Origin of the sequence: Curtobacterium sp. SP.BCp (genome assembly GCF_051903255.1) — a bacterium.
GTDB lineage: Bacteria > Actinomycetota > Actinomycetes > Actinomycetales > Microbacteriaceae > Curtobacterium.
Map to the genome: position 1 here is coordinate 1170153 of NZ_CP194338.1, position 17273 is coordinate 1187425.

General features: G+C 73.1%; 13 protein-coding genes. 9 read left to right on the top strand and 4 right to left on the bottom strand.

The window, feature by feature from the left end; all coding sequences use genetic code 11:
* Positions 1 to 41 precede the first annotated feature (41 nt).
* The 3 genes from ACRQ4C_RS05835 to ACRQ4C_RS05845 all read left to right on the top strand — a co-directional run bounded on the left by ACRQ4C_RS05835 (position 42) and on the right by ACRQ4C_RS05845 (position 6056).
* Entirely contained in the window at positions 42 to 851 is an 810-nt protein-coding gene (locus ACRQ4C_RS05835; RefSeq protein ID WP_439690454.1) for a hypothetical protein, read from the top strand.
* Positions 852 to 961: 110 nt separating this feature from the next.
* Positions 962 to 2554, top strand: a complete 1593-nt coding sequence (locus ACRQ4C_RS05840; RefSeq protein ID WP_439690876.1) for a DNA polymerase Y family protein — start codon at positions 962 to 964, stop codon at positions 2552 to 2554.
* 10 nt (positions 2555 to 2564) lie between these two features.
* Positions 2565 to 6056: an error-prone DNA polymerase gene (locus ACRQ4C_RS05845; protein WP_439690455.1), complete on the top strand. Its 3492-nt coding sequence runs from the start codon at positions 2565 to 2567 to the stop codon at positions 6054 to 6056.
* A 16-nt stretch (positions 6057 to 6072) separates the two neighbouring features.
* Here the strand turns inward: ACRQ4C_RS05845 and ACRQ4C_RS05850 are convergent, their stop codons facing one another.
* Entirely contained in the window at positions 6073 to 7590 is a 1518-nt protein-coding gene (locus ACRQ4C_RS05850) for a sensor histidine kinase (RefSeq protein WP_439690456.1), read from the bottom strand.
* Positions 7587 to 8264: a response regulator transcription factor gene (locus ACRQ4C_RS05855; protein ID WP_058724844.1), complete on the bottom strand. Its 678-nt coding sequence runs from the start codon at positions 8262 to 8264 to the stop codon at positions 7587 to 7589. The genes ACRQ4C_RS05850 and ACRQ4C_RS05855 overlap by 4 nt, the downstream gene beginning before the upstream one ends.
* Before the next feature lie 209 nt (positions 8265 to 8473).
* Between ACRQ4C_RS05855 and ACRQ4C_RS05860 the strand changes: the two genes are divergently transcribed.
* Positions 8474 to 8797: a hypothetical protein gene (locus ACRQ4C_RS05860; RefSeq protein ID WP_290132340.1), complete on the top strand. Its 324-nt coding sequence runs from the start codon at positions 8474 to 8476 to the stop codon at positions 8795 to 8797.
* A gap of 281 nt (positions 8798 to 9078) precedes the next feature.
* On the opposite strand, the gene ACRQ4C_RS05865 is transcribed toward ACRQ4C_RS05860, so the two are convergent.
* Positions 9079 to 10110, bottom strand: coding sequence for an FUSC family protein (locus ACRQ4C_RS05865; protein ID WP_290132339.1), 1032 nt, complete (start codon positions 10108 to 10110; stop codon positions 9079 to 9081).
* Positions 10111 to 10190: 80 nt separating this feature from the next.
* On the opposite strand from ACRQ4C_RS05865, the gene ACRQ4C_RS05870 reads away from it, so the two are divergent.
* Both ACRQ4C_RS05870 and ACRQ4C_RS05875 read left to right on the top strand, forming a co-directional pair.
* Positions 10191 to 11435, top strand: coding sequence for an aminoglycoside phosphotransferase family protein (locus tag ACRQ4C_RS05870; RefSeq protein ID WP_290132338.1), 1245 nt, complete (start codon positions 10191 to 10193; stop codon positions 11433 to 11435).
* A gap of 510 nt (positions 11436 to 11945) precedes the next feature.
* Positions 11946 to 14081, top strand: coding sequence for a DEAD/DEAH box helicase (locus tag ACRQ4C_RS05875; protein WP_290132337.1), 2136 nt, complete (start codon positions 11946 to 11948; stop codon positions 14079 to 14081).
* A gap of 80 nt (positions 14082 to 14161) precedes the next feature.
* Here the strand turns inward: ACRQ4C_RS05875 and ACRQ4C_RS05880 are convergent, their stop codons facing one another.
* The gene (locus ACRQ4C_RS05880) at positions 14162 to 14434 is read right to left on the bottom strand and encodes a mycoredoxin (RefSeq protein ID WP_290132336.1); all 273 of its coding nucleotides are present in this window, start codon (positions 14432 to 14434) and stop codon (positions 14162 to 14164) included.
* Between the two features lie 89 nt (positions 14435 to 14523).
* On the opposite strand from ACRQ4C_RS05880, the gene ACRQ4C_RS05885 reads away from it, so the two are divergent.
* The 3 genes from ACRQ4C_RS05885 to ACRQ4C_RS05895 are packed head-to-tail and all read left to right on the top strand — an operon-like array spanning position 14524 to position 17209.
* Positions 14524 to 14862, top strand: coding sequence for a PadR family transcriptional regulator (locus ACRQ4C_RS05885; RefSeq protein WP_439690457.1), 339 nt, complete (start codon positions 14524 to 14526; stop codon positions 14860 to 14862).
* A complete protein-coding gene (locus tag ACRQ4C_RS05890; protein ID WP_439690458.1) occupies positions 14859 to 15671 on the top strand; it encodes a hypothetical protein in 813 nt (270 codons plus the stop codon). Before ACRQ4C_RS05885 ends, ACRQ4C_RS05890 begins: the two co-directional genes overlap by 4 nt.
* Positions 15668 to 17209, top strand: a complete 1542-nt coding sequence (locus ACRQ4C_RS05895; RefSeq protein ID WP_439690459.1) for a CYTH domain-containing protein — start codon at positions 15668 to 15670, stop codon at positions 17207 to 17209. Before ACRQ4C_RS05890 ends, ACRQ4C_RS05895 begins: the two co-directional genes overlap by 4 nt.
* The last annotated feature ends 64 nt before the right edge of the window (positions 17210 to 17273 follow it).

Sequence of the window (17273 nt, forward strand, 5' to 3'; positions counted from 1 at the left end):
CTGTCCACAGGATGTCGGACCCGATTGACATCATCGAACACATGTTCGAATATGAGGGCATGCAGTCGGCAGCGGCACTCGCGTCGCCGGGGGACCCAGGCGGGTCTCCCCGGACGGACCGGGCTGCCCGGCCCGTCCGGCGGGTCGACCACCTCGGGGACGCCCGTGCGGCGCTCGAGCGGATCACGAGCCTGCGGTCCCGGGTCGCCGAGATGGAGGCGACGCGGGTCGACACCGTCGTCGGGCTGCCGACGGCGCCGGCGATCGCGCCGCTGCTGCCCGGCGGTGCGATCAGGGTCGGGGGCACGTACGCCGTGCAGGAGTCGGTGCTGCTGGCGATGACGATGCTGCAGGCGGCCTCGGCCGAGGGGGCCTGGTGCGCGGTCGTCGGGGTGCCGTCCTTCGGGGTCGAAGCGGCAGCCGCGGCGGGGATCGACCTCGAACGGCTGGTGCTCGTGCCGGACCCGGGCGACCAGTGGCTGACGGTCACGGCCGCCCTCGTCGACGTCGCGCAGATCGTGCTCACCCGGCCGCTCGGTCGCGTGGTGCCCGGGGACGTCTCCCGGCTCGCTGCCCGGCTCCGGCAGCGCGGTGGCGCGCTCGTCTCGCTCGGGTCGTGGCCGGGGGCCGACGTCTCGCTGCAGGTCACCGCCTCCGACTGGAGCGGCATCGGGCACGGGCACGGCTACCTGTCCGAGCGTCGGGCCACGGTGACGGCCACCGGCCGCGCCGGTGCGGTGCGTCCGGTCAGCGCCGAACTGCTGCTGCCGGCGGCCGACGGCGCGGTCCGTCCCGTGGAACCGGCAGCGGCGTCGCGTCCGGTGCTGCGTCCGGTGGCGGTGGCGTCGTGACCCCGCGGGGTCGGGCCGGCTCGTCGCGTGGTGCTGCGCCCCGTGTCGGGCTGCCCCGCACCGGGGTGTCCGGCGCGGGGGCGGCGCTGCACGGGGGGAGTGCTCCGGTCCTGCGCAGCGGGGCGGTCCCCGAGGCCCCGCCGACGCGCACGATCGTCCTCTGGTGCCCGGACTGGCCGGTGGTCGCCGCTGCCCGTGCGGCCGGCGAGCCACCGGAGCAGCCGTTCGCCGTCGTGGCCGGCGGACAGGTGTTCGCCTGCTCCGCGAGCGCCCGGCAGCACGGGGTGGCACGCGGACTCCGGGTGCGCGAGGCCCAGGCGCGCTGCCCGGGGCTCGTCGTGCAGCCCTACGACGACGCCCTCGACCACCGCGCCTTCGAGCCCGTCATCCGTGCGGTCGAGGCGGCGGTCCCCGGCGTCGAGGTCCTCCGCCCGGGGACCCTCGCGCTCCGGTCACGCGGTCCGGCTCGCTACTACGGCGGTGAGCGTGCCGCGGCCGCCACGCTCGCGGGCATCGCGGCCGACCACGGTGCCCCCGGGGTGCGGGTGGGCGTCGCGGACACCCCGTTCGCCGCCGAGCAGGCCGCCCGAGCCCGTCCGGTGCGACCGGGGGAGCGGACCCGGATCGTCCCGGTCGGCGGGTCTGCGCCGTTCCTCGCCGACCTCCCGCTCGGGGTGCTCGGGGACACCGACCTCGCCATGCTCCTCGGTCGGCTCGGCATCACGACCCTCGGCGGGTTCGCCGCCCTCGGTGACGAACAGGTGCGCGACCGCTTCGGGCAGGCCGGCGCCTTCCTGCACCGGCTCGCGGGTGGACGCGACCCGCGCGAGATCGCCGCGCGCGAGGTCCCGCCGGAGCTCCGGGTCGAGGCGTCGTTCGAGCCGCCGCTCGACCGCGCCGACCAGGTCGCCTTCGCGTTCCGGCGCTCGGCGGACGACTTCGCCGAGCGCCTCCGCGTCGCCGGACTCGTCGCGACGAGCATCCGGGTGGGGATCGTCGACGAACGCGACATCCTGCTCGAACGGGTGTGGGTGCACCCGCGCTGGTTCGACGCGGCCGACGTCGTCGACCGGGTCCGGTGGCAGCTCGCGGGCGGGGTCGACCCCACCGGGCTCGAGGCCCCCGTCGTGCAGGTCGTGCTCGAACCCGTCGCGGTCGACGACACGGCGAACCACGAGCGCGGGCTCTGGGGCTCCGGGCCCGACGAACGGGTGCACCACGGGCTCGCGCGGGTCCAGGGACTCGTCGGGCACGACGGCGTCGTGACCCCGCGGATCGGTGGCGGGCGCACGCTCGCCGAACGGGTGGTGCTCGTGCCGTGGGGAGACGCCCCCGTCGGTGGGGAGCGCGCACTGGCGACCATCCGTGATCGTCCGTGGCCCGGCAAGCTGCCGGGGCCACCACCGGCGACGGTGCTCGACCGTCCACGCCCGGTCGACGTCGAGACCGCGTCCGGCGTCACCGTCGACGTCGACGACCGCGGCGTGCTCACCGGCGAACCCGAGCGCTTCCGTGCCGAGGGCGAGCGGGGCGGCCGGTTCGGTCCGGTGACCGCGTGGGCGGGCCCGTGGCCGCTCGTCGTGCGCTGGTGGGAGTCCGGCGGCCGACGCCTGCACCGGCTCCAGCTCGTCGACGACGGGGGACGGGCCTGGTACCTCGTGCTGGCCGACCACCGGTGGTGGGCCGAGGCCGTGGCGACGTGAGGAGCACCTGATGGGCTACAGCAACCCCCCGATCCCGTGGTCGCAGTTCGAGCGTGCCCTGTCCGACCGTCGCAGTCCGGGCAGCACGCACGCCGGCGACGGCGGTGACAGTCCCGCCTGGTCGCGGAAGCGCGAGAAGTACGTGCCGCCGTCGCTCCGACGCGACGACTCCGGCCCCGTCGTGCCCTACGCCGAGCTGCACGCGCACTCGACGTTCAGCTTCCTCGACGGCGCGAGCTCGCCTGAGGAGCTCTTCGAGGAGGCCGCGCGACTGCGCTTGCACGGCCTCGCACTGACCGACCACGACGGCTTCTACGGCGTCGCCCGGATGGCCGAGGCCGCCGAGTCCTACCCGGGGCTCGCGACCGTCTACGGCACCGAGCTGTCGCTCGGGCTCACCGAGCCGCAGAACGGCGTCCCCGACCCCGAGGGAACGCACCTGCTGCTCCTCGCCGACGGGCAGGACGGCTACCACCGGATGGCCGGGGCGGTGACGAACGCCCACCTGGCCGCCGGCGCCGAGAAGGGTCGGCCGCAGTACGACCTCGACGACCTCGCGGAGCGGGCCGGCGGCCACTGGCGGGTGCTCACCGGCTGCCGCAAGGGTACCGTGCGGCAGGCGCTCGAGCGCGGTGGCGAGTCCGAGGCCGAGGCAGCCCTGCGCCTCCTGCTCGACCGGTTCGGCACCGACCACGTCGTGGTGGAGCTCACCGACCAGGGCGACCCGGTGGACTCCGCCCGGAACGACGTCCTCGCCGCGCTCGCCGCTCGGCACGCCCTGCCCGTCGTGGCGACGGGCAACGTCCACTACGCGACCCCGGCCCGGTTCCCCGTGGCCTCGGCACTCGCGGCGGTACGGGCACGACGGAGCCTCGACGAGATCGACGGCTGGCTGCCGGCGGCCGACACGGCGTACCTGCGCTCGGGGGCCGAGATGGCCAGACGCTTCGCCCGGTGGCCGGGTGCCGTCGAGTACAGCGTGACCCTCGCCGACGAGCTCGGGTTCACGCTGAAGACCGCGCGGCCCGGTCTGCCGAAGCTCGACGTCCCGGAGGGGCACACCACCATGTCCTGGCTCCGCGAGCTCACGTGGGAGGGCGCCCGGCGGTTCTACCCGGGCAGCGACGACGGGGTCGACCCCGCGAAGCGGACCCGTATCGAACGCGAGCTCGCCGTCATCGAGGACAAGGACTTCCCGGGGTACTTCCTCATCGTCCGCGACATGGTGCAGTTCGCCCGGCAGCGGGGGATCCTCTGCCAGGGCCGGGGCTCCGCCGCCAACTCCGCCGTCTGCTACCTGCTCGAGATCACCGCCGTCGACTCGATCCGGTACGGGTTGCCGTTCGAGCGGTTCCTGTCGGCCCTGCGCGACGAGGAGCCCGACATCGACGTCGACTTCGACTCGGATCGTCGTGAAGAGGTCATCCAGTACGTCTACGAGAAGTACGGCCGGTTCAACGCGGCACAGGTCGCGAACGTCATCACCTACCGGCCGAAGGGTGCCGTGCGTGACATGGCGAAGGCGTTCGGGCACAGCCCCGGGCAACAGGACGCCTGGTCGAAGCAGGTCGAACGGTGGGGGTCGGTGACCGAGAGCCAGGACCACGACATCCCCGCGCCCGTCGTGGACATGGCGCAGCAGGTGCTCGGGTTCCCACGGCACCTCGGCATCCACTCGGGCGGCATGGTGCTCACCGACCGACCGGTGGGCGAGGTCGTCCCGATCGAGCACGCCCGGATGGACGGCCGGACCGTGCTGCAGTGGGACAAGGACGACTGCGCCTACATGGGGCTCGTGAAGTTCGACATGCTCGGGCTGGGGATGCTCGCCGCACTCCAGTACGCGTTCGACCTCGCCGCGGAGCACTGCGGGGAGCGGTGGGACATGCACACCATCCCGAAGGAGGAACCGGGCGTCTACGACCAGCTCTGCCGCGCCGACACCATCGGGGTGTTCCAGGTCGAGTCCCGCGCGCAGATGGGGTCGCTGCCGCGGCTGCTGCCCCGCGAGTTCTACGACCTCGTCATCGCGGTCGCGCTCGTGCGTCCCGGGCCGATCCAGGGCGGCGCCGTGCACCCGTACATCCGCCGCCGGACCGGTGCCGAGGAGATCACCTACCCGCACCCGCTGCTCGAACCCGTGCTCGCCCGGACCAAGGGCGTCCCGCTGTTCCAGGAGCAGCTCATGCAGATGGCGGTGGTCGTCGGCGGGTGCACGGGCGACGACGCCGACCTCCTCCGGCGGGCGATGGGGTCGAAGCGCGGACACGAGAAGATCGAACGGCTGCGCGAGAAGCTCTACGAGGGCATGGCGCGCAACGACATCCACGGTGCCGACGCCGACGCGATCTACGCCAAGATCCAGGCGTTCGCGAACTTCGGCTTCGCCGAGAGCCACTCGATCAGCTTCGCGCTCATCGTCTACGCCAGTGCCTGGATGCGGTTGCACTACCCCGGGGTGTTCCTCGCGGCGCTGCTCCGGGCGCAGCCGATGGGGTTCTACTCCCCGCAGACCCTCGTGGCGGATGCCCGACGACACGGCGTGCGGGTGCTCCGGCCGGACATCCTGCGGTCGGAGGTCGACGCCACGATGGAGTCGCTCGACGGTGCCGGTGCCGGTGACGGTGCCGGTGCCGGTGCCGGAGCAGGTGCCGGTACCGGAACGGGTGTCGGTGCCGGTCCCGACGGGCCGGTGACGACCGGCGACGACGGGTGCCTGGCCGAGGAGCAGCCCGAGGTGCCGCCGTTCGACCGCTCGGTGCCGGACGACACCGCCCGGCACCGCCGCGACGGTGCGTTCGCCGTCCGGCTCGGGCTCGCCGAGGTGACCTCCCTCGGCCGCCGCAGTGCGGAGCGGATCGTCGCCGAGCGTCGGGCGAACGGCCCCTTCACCGACATGTCCGACCTCGCCCGCCGTGTCGGGCTGACGACGGCGCAGCTCGAGGCGCTCGCAGCGGCGGACGCGTTCGCCTCCCTCGGCGAGGACCGCCGCAGCGGGATCTGGTCAGCCGGGCAGGCGGCCGGGGAGCGTCCCGACCAGCTGCCCGGCACCCAGGTGGTCGTGCAGCCACCGCTGTTCGGGCAGATGACGAGCGGGGACGTCCTCATCGCGGACATGTGGTCGACGGGGATGACGACCGATGACCACCCCGTCCGGCACGTCCGACCGGTGCTCGAGCGCCGGGGCGTGCTGAGCGTCGCGGACACCATGACGGCGGAGAACGGCCGGCGGATCGAGGTCGGTGGGATCGTCACCCACCGGCAGCGTCCGGCGACGGCATCGGGCATCACGTTCATGAACGTCGAGGACGAGACCGGGCTCGTGAACGTGATCTGCAGCGTCGGGGTCTGGGGGCGCTACCGCCGCACCGCTCGCGAGTCGCCCGCGGTGATCGTGCGGGGGATCCTCGAGCGGTCGGACGAAGGCGTGGTGAACGTGGTGGCGGACCGGATGGAGCACCTGCCGTTGGCGGTGCGGACCCGGTCGAGGGACTTCCAGTGACCGGTGTGCCGGGTCGCTACCGGGCCTCGGGGATCCGGATGGTGACCTCGAGGCCACCGGACCGGACGTTGCGGAGGGATGCCGTGCCTCCCGCGCGTTCGGCGACCGCCCGGACGATCGCGAGCCCGAGTCCGGAGCCACCGGGCATGGTGATCGCGCCCGTGGCGGGGTCCGGGTTCGGCCGTGACTTGCGGGCTTCGTCCGGTCGCGTGAACCGGTCGAAGGCCACCGGGATGAACGACTCCGGGACGCCGGGGCCGTCGTCCGTGATCTGCAGGACGCCCTCGCCGTCGGCGCTCCGCCAGGAGACGAAGATCCCGCCGCCACGGGGGAGCGCCGCGACCGCGTTGCCCGCGACGTTCGTGACGAGCTGCGCCATCCCGCCGGTGTCGAGCCGGTACCGCGGCTCCACCGTGCCGCCACCGATGCCCGGGCCGGAGCCACCCACGGCGACGGGGGGCTCGAGGTCGAAGTCGACCGTGATGTCCTTCGCCGAGGCGATGAGGCGCACGCGGTCGACGGCGGCCATCACTTCGTCGCCGAGGTCCGACCAGCCCGTCGTGGGCTGCTCGGCGCCGTCCTGCTCCCGGCGCTCCGACTCCTCGATGCGGGAGAGCGCGAGCAGGTCGTTCGCGAGTCGCGACAGGCGGGCGACGCTGTGCTTGGCGCGCTCGATGTGGGCCGCCAGGGCGGTCGCGTCGTCGCCGTCCAGCGATGCCAGGTCGAGTTGGGTCGTCAGGATCGCGAGCGGCGTGCGGAGCTCGTGGCTCGCGTCACTGACCATCTGGCGTTCGCGCTCCGTGGCCTGCCGGGTGCGGGCGAGGAAGGCGTTGAGGGTGGTGGCGAGCGACGCGAGTTCGTCCTGCGCCGGGCCGACCGGCAGTTCGGCGCGCTCCGGGGCGACCGAGAGTCGCTCGGCCTCGCGCCGCATCCGGTTCACCGGACGGAGCGCCGTCGTCGCGAGCACCCACGACGCGACACCGAACGCGATGAGGATCGCCAGGCCGGTGAGGGACAGGGTCGTGGTGAGGTCGTCGACGACGAGGGCCTCGGCCTGCGAGTTGCGTGCGGCGACGACGGTCCAGCGGCCGGCGCGGTTGACGGGGTGTTCGACGACGACCCGGTACTGCGAACTCGCGACGTCGATGACGCGCGTGCCGGCCTGCTCCTCGGCGAGGCTGCCGAGTGCTCGCTCCAGACGGCCCGGCATGGTCGAGAGCACGATGTCGCCCGAGGGGGAGACCACCGCGACGAGTTGGGCGTTCCCGGGCTGTGAGAGGTCCGGGTCGCTGTCGACCTCGAGCGTCGCGACGTACGGATCGGCATCGGCGTCGAGCAGCGTCCGGGTGGCGCTCGCGACCACGCTGACGACCTGGAAGCGCATGACGAGCACGAGCAGGACGATCACCACCGCCGCGATCGCCGTCGACCCGATCGTGATCCGGGCCCGCAACGAGAGCAGTCGGAGCGGGCGCACGAAGCCCCGGCGTCCGGTCGGCGCGTCCGACCGTCCGTCCGGGGTCGTGGTGCTCACGCTCCGACGAGGTCGAGACGGTAGCCGCGTCCGCGGACCGTCGAGATCGCCACGGTGGCCTCGTGCGCGGTCAACTTCTTGCGGAGGTACGAGATGTACTGCTCCACGACGTTGGGGTCGACGTGCTGCGAGCCGTCCCAGACCTCCTCGAGGATCTTCGGACGGTCGACGACGCTGCCCACCGACCGCGCGAGCAGGCGCAGGAGCGCGAACTCGGTCGGGCTCATCGCCACGCGCTGGCCCTTGATCGCGACGCGACGCGCCTCGGAGTCGATCGCCACGTCACCGACCTCGATCGTGCGGGGCGCGCCGGCGGTCTCGCGGCGGCCGAGCGCGCGGAGCCGGGCGGTGAGCTCGGCGAAGGCGAAGGGCTTCGTGAGGTAGTCGTCCGCGCCGGCGTCGAGACCGAACACGCGGTCGTCGACGGCGTCACGCGCGGTGACCAGCAGGATGCGCACGGGGTCCTCCCGCTCGCGGATCCGTCGGGCGAGCTCGAAGCCGGACATGCCCGGCATCATGACGTCGACGACCGCCAGGTCGAACGACTGCTCCCCGAGTGCGATGAGCGCCTCGACACCGTTCTCGACCGCGACCACGCGGTACCCCTCGGCAGCGAGTCCGCGTTCCATGAGGGCGCGCATCTCGTCGTCGTCCTCGACCACCAACAACCGCATAGTGGACCTCCTCGACCCCATCGTGGCATCGAACCTGTACGCGCGGGAGATCCCTGGGCCGATCCGGCTGAATCTCGTCACAGAACGGTCCGGCAGTAGAACGTTCTGTCCCGCGTTCGAGGGACATGAGGACTGCTCTCTTCATTGCTAGGCTGCGATCGGACCGAGCGCGCCCGACGCTGGGTCCGCACGGGGGCACCACCATGACCATGACCGAGACGCCGGACCACCCGGCGATCATCCGGCTCCGGATCGAACTCGACGCAGCGTGGAAGAGCGTCTGCGCGCTCGAGGGCCTCGCGGACGACCGCCGGGGGAGGGTCGTCGCGGAACTCCGGACGGCCGTGCCCGACGTGGCGAGCCGCGCGGCGCTCGAGGCCGGGACGGACGCGGCGGTCGCGGAGATCAGCCGCTTCGCAGAGGCAGAGGTCGTCCGGGTCGACGTGTTCGACGCGGGTGCCGTCGTGCCGTCGAGCGTCCTCTGGGACGACATCGTGCACACCGCCGCCGAGGCCGCCGTCGCCCGACGCTGACCCGGTGCCCGGTGCCCGGTGCCCGGTGCCCGGCGCCTGGCGCGCGGCGCGCGGGTCTTGGGCCCGCGCCCGGTGCCCGGTGCCGCGAGACTCGCGCTGCGCGACAGTCCTCGCGGCCCGGAGCGCGAGAACCGTCGCCGCACGCGAGACTCGGCCCCGCGAAGCGGCGCACTCCCCACCTCACGCGAGACTCGGCCCCGCGAAGCGGCGCACGCCCCGCCTCACGCGAGACTCGGCCCCGCGAAGCGGTGCCGACCCCGCGAAGCGCCCCGCGCCGCGCGTCAGTCGTCCTCTCCGAGGAGCTCCTCGCGCACGCGCCGGATGTCCTCGAGCAACGCCCCGATCAGGATCCAGTGCTGCGAGTTCGGCCGCAGCACCTCGAGCGGCGCCGTCAACGCCGGCTCCTCCACGACGGGCAGCTCGCTCGCCTCGACCCGCTGGCTGAGCGCCCGGACGTCCGACCCGATCCGCGCGACCTCGGTGGCGATCCGCCCGACGACCGGATCGGCCACGAGGTCCGGCCCGGTGTTGTCCTGGATCGCCCGCGTCATGCCGGTGACCCGGGTGACGAGTACCCGCAGGTGCTCCGCGACCGCGGCGTCCCGGTCGAGGACGTCCCGGTGCCGACTCCGCCGCGGGTTCATCGTGAGGGACTCGCGCGCGGCCCCGATCGACGCCTCGGCGCGGAGGTGCTGGGACCGCAGGGCGCGGGCCTGCAGCAGCGCTTCGTGCCACCGGTCGTGGTCCCACCCCTCGGTGAGCCCGACCGCGATCCGTTCGAACGCCGCCGCGGTGTCGCGCGCGAGCCGGGCGACCGCGAGGTGCGCGGGTTCGAGCAGCACCGGCGGTACGAGCGCGGCGTTCACCACGAGGGCGACGACCGCGCCGACGACGGTCTCGAGGATGCGGTCGGCCGAGTAGTTCGGCGTGACGACACCCGCGGTCAGCACGAGCATGCCGCTGATGCCGACCTGGGTAGCGGACGTCGGGGTCAGACGCAGCGCCCAGGCGATGAGGATCGCGAGCACGACGACGAGCAGCACCACCCAGACGCTGTCCCCGAGCAGCAGGTGCACCCCGGTCGCGAGGACGACGCCGAGCACGACGCCGGCGCTCCGCTCGAGTCCCTTCACGAAGGACTGGTTGATGCTCGGCTGGACGACGAGCAGTGCGGCGATGGCGGCGAAGGTCGGGAACGGCCCCTGGATGAGCAGTCGGCACAGGAGCACCGCCGCGACCACTGCGACCGCGGTCTTCACGACCTGCAGGAAGGGGGTGCGGCTGGAGCTGCGGAGCCTCGCGACCGGGTTCACGTCACACACGGTAGCCACGAGCCGCACGACGGGCCGTGCACGAACGCGACGAAACCGCGCGGACACGGTTGACTGATCCCGTGTGGCCCAACCACGAGCGCGTCATCCCGCAGGCCTTCGCCGGCTCCGGGACCTCCGTCGTGGCCGCGCGCGCCCACTCGGTCGAGCCCTCGGGCAACGGCTACCTCTACGGCTACGAGGTCGACACGGTCGACCGCGGAGGGCAGCGGGCGACGGTGCTGACGTACGTCGACACCGGCGGCACCCACGACCAGAACAGCGCGATCGTCACCGACCCCGCCACGGGGGAGCCGGTCTCGGTGTGGGCCTACCCGAACGACCCCGGCCTGCCGGTCCTGCCGCAGGTGACGTACCGCGACGCCGTCGCCGAACTCCTCACCACGCTCGGCATGCCGGTCACCGACCCGACGCTGACGGTCGCCGCGTACCGACCCGGCAAGCGCGCCGTGGTCCGCGTCGACGCCCCCGAGGGCACGGTGTTCCTCAAGGTCGTCCGTCCGCACCGCGTCGCGCCGATCGTGCGGTCGCACGAGCAGTTCGTCGCCGCCGGCCTCCCGGTGCCGCGCGTGCTGTCCAGCCGCGGCGACGGGCTGCTCGTGCTCGAACGCATCCGCGGGGTCCCGGCGGGCAGCCGCATCCTCGACATCGCCGACGACCCGCGCTTCGTGGCGTCGCTCGCCGCGCTCTCCGGGCGGATCGCCACGGTGCCGATGACCCAGCAGGCCCGAGCGGACGCCATGGACCACGCGGACTGGCACCGCCGGACGCTGGTCGCTGCGCTGCCGCAGGACGCCGAGGAGATCGACCGCCTGTACGACGCGATCGGTCGGCGCTCGATCGGGTGGACGAGCGGGACGAAGCAGGTCGTGCACGGCGACCTCCACCTCGAGCAGGTCTTCGTCGACGAGGACGAGCCGTGGCGCATCTCCGGCCTCCTCGACATCGACACCGCGGGTTGGGGCTACCCGGTCCGCGACGTGGGCGCCGTGGTCGCACACCTCGTGGTGACCGGGCTCTGGCACCGGTCCCGCGGCGATGCCGATCGTGGTGCCGCGGCGGAACGGCTCGCGGACGCGATCGCCCGTGACTGGGTCACCCGGAACCCCGCGGAGGCCGACCGCATCGGTCCCGCGATCGGCGCGCAGCTGCTCGCGCACGCGGGCGGTCAGGCGACGACCGGCTCCGCGACCGGCATCGCCACGGCGGAGCAGCTGCTCGCGGCGACGCGCGCCGCGCTCGCCGAGGCGACCCCCGTCGCCCCGTCCGACGGCGTCGTCCGTCCGCGCTCCGCACCGCGGGTCTGACGGCGGTCCGCCGGTCCCGCACCGTGCCTCCCGGCCGGCTCCGCCGCGCAGATCCCGAGGCGGTCCGGCGGGCGTGAACCGCGCCTCCCGGCCGGGTGACGATCACACGGCCTGGAGGCACGACGCGCGCGGGCAACGCCGACTCGCCTCCGTCGGTGGTCGGGGAGTAAACTGAACGTGCACGCACCGCGTGCCCGCGCGTCCCGTCGCATCCAGACAGGACCGGTCTGCCGCTTGGCGGACGCGGGCGCCGGATCCGTGGCCGCTCCGAGGGGGCGTCACGTGCGTGTGACGGCGCCGGATCCCGGCGCGGGCCGTCACGAGGTCACCCGAGGGGTGGCCGCAGGCACCCGCGTGGAACCGACCGCGGACGCTCCTGGAGCGTGGCGGCGGGGGACCGGCGGACGACGGGCCACGGTGGCCCGGATGTGCCGGGACCACCTGGGCCCGGACGGAGACTTCCGCCGATCGGCGGCTCGCCCGTGACGAACGGGCGGAACAGGAGGAGCGTTGGCTCGATCAGGCACCCGGCGTGCTGCCGGCGGGACGCGGACCGCGTCGCGCCGCACCAGGCCGCTCGACAACGACGGCGTCATCCCCGTCCTCGCCCGCGCCGTCCGCGAGGTCGAGGCGGCGGCCCAGCGCGGACCGCTCAAGGCGTCGAACCGCTCGAAGTTCCAGGCGGTCGCCCTGCTCATGCGCGAGGAACGTGCACGGGTCAAGGCGGACACGGACCTCACCGACGCCCAGCGGGCCGAGCAGCTCAAGCGGCTGGACGGCGTGGCGACGATCCTCGCGAAGACGGCGGCGCGCGATACGAGCGTGATCCAGCTCCTGACCGAGGAGGCCTCCGTCAGCGAGGCCACCCGGACGGTCAAGCGCGACATGATGATCGCCGGTGGCATGGAGCTTCAGCCCGAGGACCTCGTCATCGCGGCGGAGCCGTCGCCGACCGTCGAGACGCCCGTGCGCTCGGTCGTGCCGCAGGCCGTCGTGCAGCGACAGCTCGCGAACCCGTTCCTCGCGCCCGACTTCGCGCTCGCCGACCAGCCCGTCGCGCACCCGCGTCGGCTCGCGAACTGGGAGCTGTTCGGCCCGCTGTTCAAGTCGTTCGAGTACGGCGCGGGCGGAGGAGCGGCGTCGATGCCGCTGCCGGAGCCCACGACCCTGCACTCGAAGTCCGGCACGACGCTCATGAAGCACCAGGCCGAGCTCGTCGCTGCCGCGTCGCACGGGCACCGCACGTTCCTGCTCGCCGACGAGCCCGGTCTCGGCAAGACCGCCCAGTCGCTCCTCGCCGCCGAGGCCGCGAACGCGTTCCCGCTGCTCGTGGTCGTCCCGAACGTCGTCAAGACGAACTGGGCACGTGAGGCCGCTCGCTGGGTCCCGAACCGGACCGCGACCGTCATCCACGGCGACGGCGACGACCTCGACGGGTTCGCCGACATCGTCATCGTGAACTACGAGATCCTCGACCGGCACGTCGGCTGGCTCGGGTCCTTCGGGTTCAAGGGCATGGTCGTCGACGAGGCACACTTCATCAAGAACAAGGACTCGCAGCGGTCCCGGTTCGTGCTGCAGCTCGCCGAGAAGATCCGCTCCCGGGTGGCCGCGCCGCTGCTCATGGCACTGACCGGTACGCCGCTCATCAACTCCGTCGAGGACTTCCGCACCATCTGGGAGTTCCTCGGCTGGATCGACGACAAGAAGCCGCGCGCGAAGCTCATGAACGAGCTCGAGGAGATCGGTCTCACGCCGGCTGACCAGGGCTTCTTCACCGAGGCTCGGAAGGCCGTCATCGACCTCGGCATCGTCCGGCGTCGCAAGGTCGACGTCGCCGCGGACATCCCCGCCCGTCGCATCGCCGACATCCCGGTGGAGCTCGACGGCGACGAGGGCCGCTCGATCCGCGACGCCGAGCGCGAGCTCACCGCGAAGCTCGTCCGCCGCTACCACCAGGCGCTCGACGCCCGCACCGGGCAGGACCCGGTCGTCGGCATCGACCACAAGCTCGTCCGCCAGGTCGCGCGGTGGGAGCTCGAGGACCAGGACGCCTCGTCGACCGGCGAGAACGTGTTCTCGATGGTGCGGCGGATCGGCCGCGCCAAGGCACAGCTCGCCGCCGACTACGCTGCGCAGCTCGCGTCGAACGTCGGCAAGGTCGTGTTCTTCGCGAAGCACCTCGACGTGATGGACCAGGCGGAGGAGGTCTTCGCCCGCCGCGGTCTGCGCACCGCCACGATCCGCGGCGACCAGACCCCGACGCAGCGGACCGCCGAGATCGACTCGTTCGTGAACGACCCCGACGTCGCCGTCATCGTGTGCTCGCTCACCGCGGCGGGCGTCGGCCTGAACCTGCAGGTCGCGTCCAACGTGGTGCTGGCCGAGCTGTCGTGGACGAGCGCCGAGCAGACGCAGGCGATCGACCGCGTGCACCGCATCGGGCAGGAGGAGCCGGTCACCGCGTGGCGGATCATCGCCGCACAGACGATCGACACGAAGATCGCGGACCTCATCGACTCGAAGGCGTCGCTGGCCGCACGGGCGCTCGACGGCTCGGACGAGGAGATCGTCGACTCGGGCGACATCCAGCTCGACGCGATGGCGGCGCTGCTCACCGAGGCGCTGGAGCGCGGGGCGCGGTAGCGCTCGGCGCGGCAGAACCACGAAACGGACACAGCACCACGGTTCCCCGTGGTGCTGTGTCCGTTTCGTGGTGTTGCGCGTCAGACGCGCGACTGGACCTCGGCGAGGGAGGGGTTCGTCGCGGTGCTGCCGTCCGGGAACACGAGTGTCGGCACGGTCTGGTTGCCGCCGTTCACCTCGGCGACGAGCTCAGCGGTGCCCGGGGTCTGTTCGATGTCGACCTCGCGGAAGGGCACGCCCGCCTTCGTCATCTGGTTCTTCAGCCGGGCGCAGTAGCCGCACCAGCTCGTCGTGAACATCGTGACGCCGCCGGCATCGGGCACGAACTGGTCACGGGTGATCGTCTCGCTCATGCGCTCAGGGTAACCCGGCTGTCTGGGCGCGGCGTCCCGCTTGTCCTACATAGCTTGACGTACTTGTTCTACATAGGTAGGTTCAGTGCATGGAACCGATCAAGCGCGTGACCGCCCCCACGCTCGACGTCCTCGACGCGTTGCTCGCCGCTGCCGAGCCGACGTGGGGGCTGCTCGTGATCAAGGCGACCGGGCGACAGGCGGGCACGGTGTACCCGATCCTCGAGCGACTCGAACAACTCGGGTGGATCCGCTCGAGCTGGGACGACGACGCCGAGCGGTCGGGGCCCCGACGACGGCTCTACGAGTTCACCGGGGACGGCGCGGTCGCGGCGCGCCAGCTCGTCGATGCCCGTGCCGACGCCGCCCGCGCCGCAGCACGCTCGACGGGTGCCACCCGTCCGACCAACCGGCCGGTGGCGTCGTGAACGCGCTCGACGAGCTGCTCGTCGCCGCCGCGGTCGCGATGACGCCGGCCGCACACCGCGAGACCCGCCGAGAGCAGTGGGCCGCCGACGTGCAGGGCGCTGCCGAACTCGACCTCTCGCCGACCGCGCTCGCGTTCGGCGCCTTCACCACGGCGCTGTTCCACCGCCGTGCCGACCGTCGCACCGCCCGGGGGACCGCCATGACCGCAGCACCGCTCGACGTCCGACCCGAACCGCACCGCATCCGAACGGTGCCCGTCCTCGTGGCGGTGGCCGTGGTGTCGCTGCTCGCGTCGGGCGTGTGGTTGCTCCTGCAGACGAACGCCGGATCGCGGACCGAGCGCGTCGTCGGGACGCTCGTGGGGGAGGCGCTCGTGCACGTCGTGCCCGGTGTCGCCGTCGCTCTGGCGATCCTCGTGCTGCAGGCGAGTGCCGCTCGACGGTGGATCGGGGCGACCCTGGTCGTCGCGACGACCGTGACGGCAGCCCTCATGCCGTTCCTCCCGCCGAGCGTCCAGGTCCCGTTCGAGTTCTCCCTGCTCCTGTCGCTCCTGCCCCTCGTCGGGTGGTTCATCGCCGCACGCACGCCGTGGCTGGCCTGGATGTTCGCCGTCCTCCCGATGGTCCTCCTGTACGCGGAACACACCGGGGCGCTGTGGACGCTGCTGCCGGCGCAGTGGAACCCGATCCTGTTCGGCGTCCCGTACCTCTCGCTCGTCGTCGCCGGGTTCGTCGCCAGCAGGTTCTCCACCGATCGTCCCCGACGGATCGTGGCACGCGAGGGAGCCCTGGTAGACAAGAGCGTGTGAGTGACACGCACCTCGAGATCGAGCGCACCTACGACCTGCCCGAAGGCGGGGACCTGCCCGACCTGATCGGTGTGGGCGGCATCCTCCAGTCCGACCGGCAGGAGCCCGTCGAGCTCGACGCCACCTACTGGGACACCGAGCGCTACGACCTCGTGGCCGCCCGGGTGACCGTCCGCCGCCGCACCGGGGGCGCCGACGCCGGCTGGCACATCAAGCGCGCGACCTCGGACACCGTCCGGCACGAGCAGCACTTCCCGCTCACCGACGATGCGGACACCGTGCCGGACGAGGTCCTCGCGGCACTCTTCACCGAACGCCGGGGCCGTGGACTGCGTCCCGTCGTGCGGATCACCACCACCCGCACCGTCACGCGGCTCCTCGACGAGGACGGCGACCAGATCGCCGAGCTCGCCGACGACACCGTCCGGGCCCAGCGCCTGGACGACGACGCCCCCGAGACGCCGCGCACGTGGCGCGAGGTCGAGGTCGAGACCGTCGGCGGCGTCGACGAGCAGCTCGCCCACGAGCTCTTCGCTGCCCTCGACGGACGCTTCGCAGCCGTGGGGGCCGGCCCCGCCGCAGTCTCGTCCAAGCTGGCACGCGGGCTCGCCGGCGCACCGGCACCGCGCCTCCAGACCGGCGACAAGCCCGAGAAGGGCACCGCCGCCCGCGCGCTCACGAAGCGTCTGCGGAAGCTGCGCGCATCGCTGCTCGAGCAGCAGGCCGACCTGCGCGACCAGTCGACCGCGCCGACCGTGGACCTCCGCGAGACCGCCTCCACCGCGCTCGGGATCGCCGCCGTCCTCGGCTCGTACCGACCGGCGTTCGCGCCGACCGAGGAGTTCGACCGCGCTGCCGAGGCGGCGGACGGCCTGGCCGTCGTGACTGCCCGAGCCGCGCTCGCCGAGTACCTCGTCGAGCGACTGCCCCGGGCATCCACGCCGGCGCAGGACGCCCTCGTCGACGCGATGACCCGCGAGCGGATCCTCGCCGCCACACGCGAACGGCGCGCGCACGCGATCCGCGACGTCGTGTCGTTCCTGCACACCGAGCCGTTCCTCGAGCTGCTCGACGCGCTCGACGACGCCGTGGAACGGCCCGAACCGACCGCCTGGGCCCTGCGGTCCCCGAAGCACGTCGCACAGGACGTCTCGGCGATCGAGAAGCCGCGCGTGCGGGACCTCGTGCGGGACGCCGTCGCCGACGAGGACGCCGAGGTCGCCGTGATCGAGCGCGAGGCCGCTGCCCTCGCCGCGACCGAACTCGCGTGGACGGCGACGCTCCGCGCACGGATGGCGATGGACGTCCTCGGCGACGACGCGTTCCCGCACGCGCTGTGGAAGCGCATCGGCAACGCGGCCGAGGTCCTCACCGAGCGGGTCCGTTCCCTGCACGCGCTCGAGCAGCTGCGGGTGAACTCGGGGATCGCCGAGCGTGGTGGCGAGGGGACGTTCGGCTACGGCGTACTCGCGGGAGACCGGGTGCGGCTCGCCGAGCAGTCCTACGACGAGGCGGTGCACACGCTCAACCGGGTGTGAGTGCCGCGCCGGCGACCCAGCCGCGCGGCTGGGTCGCCGGCACCGCGCTCAGCCGGCGCCGCGC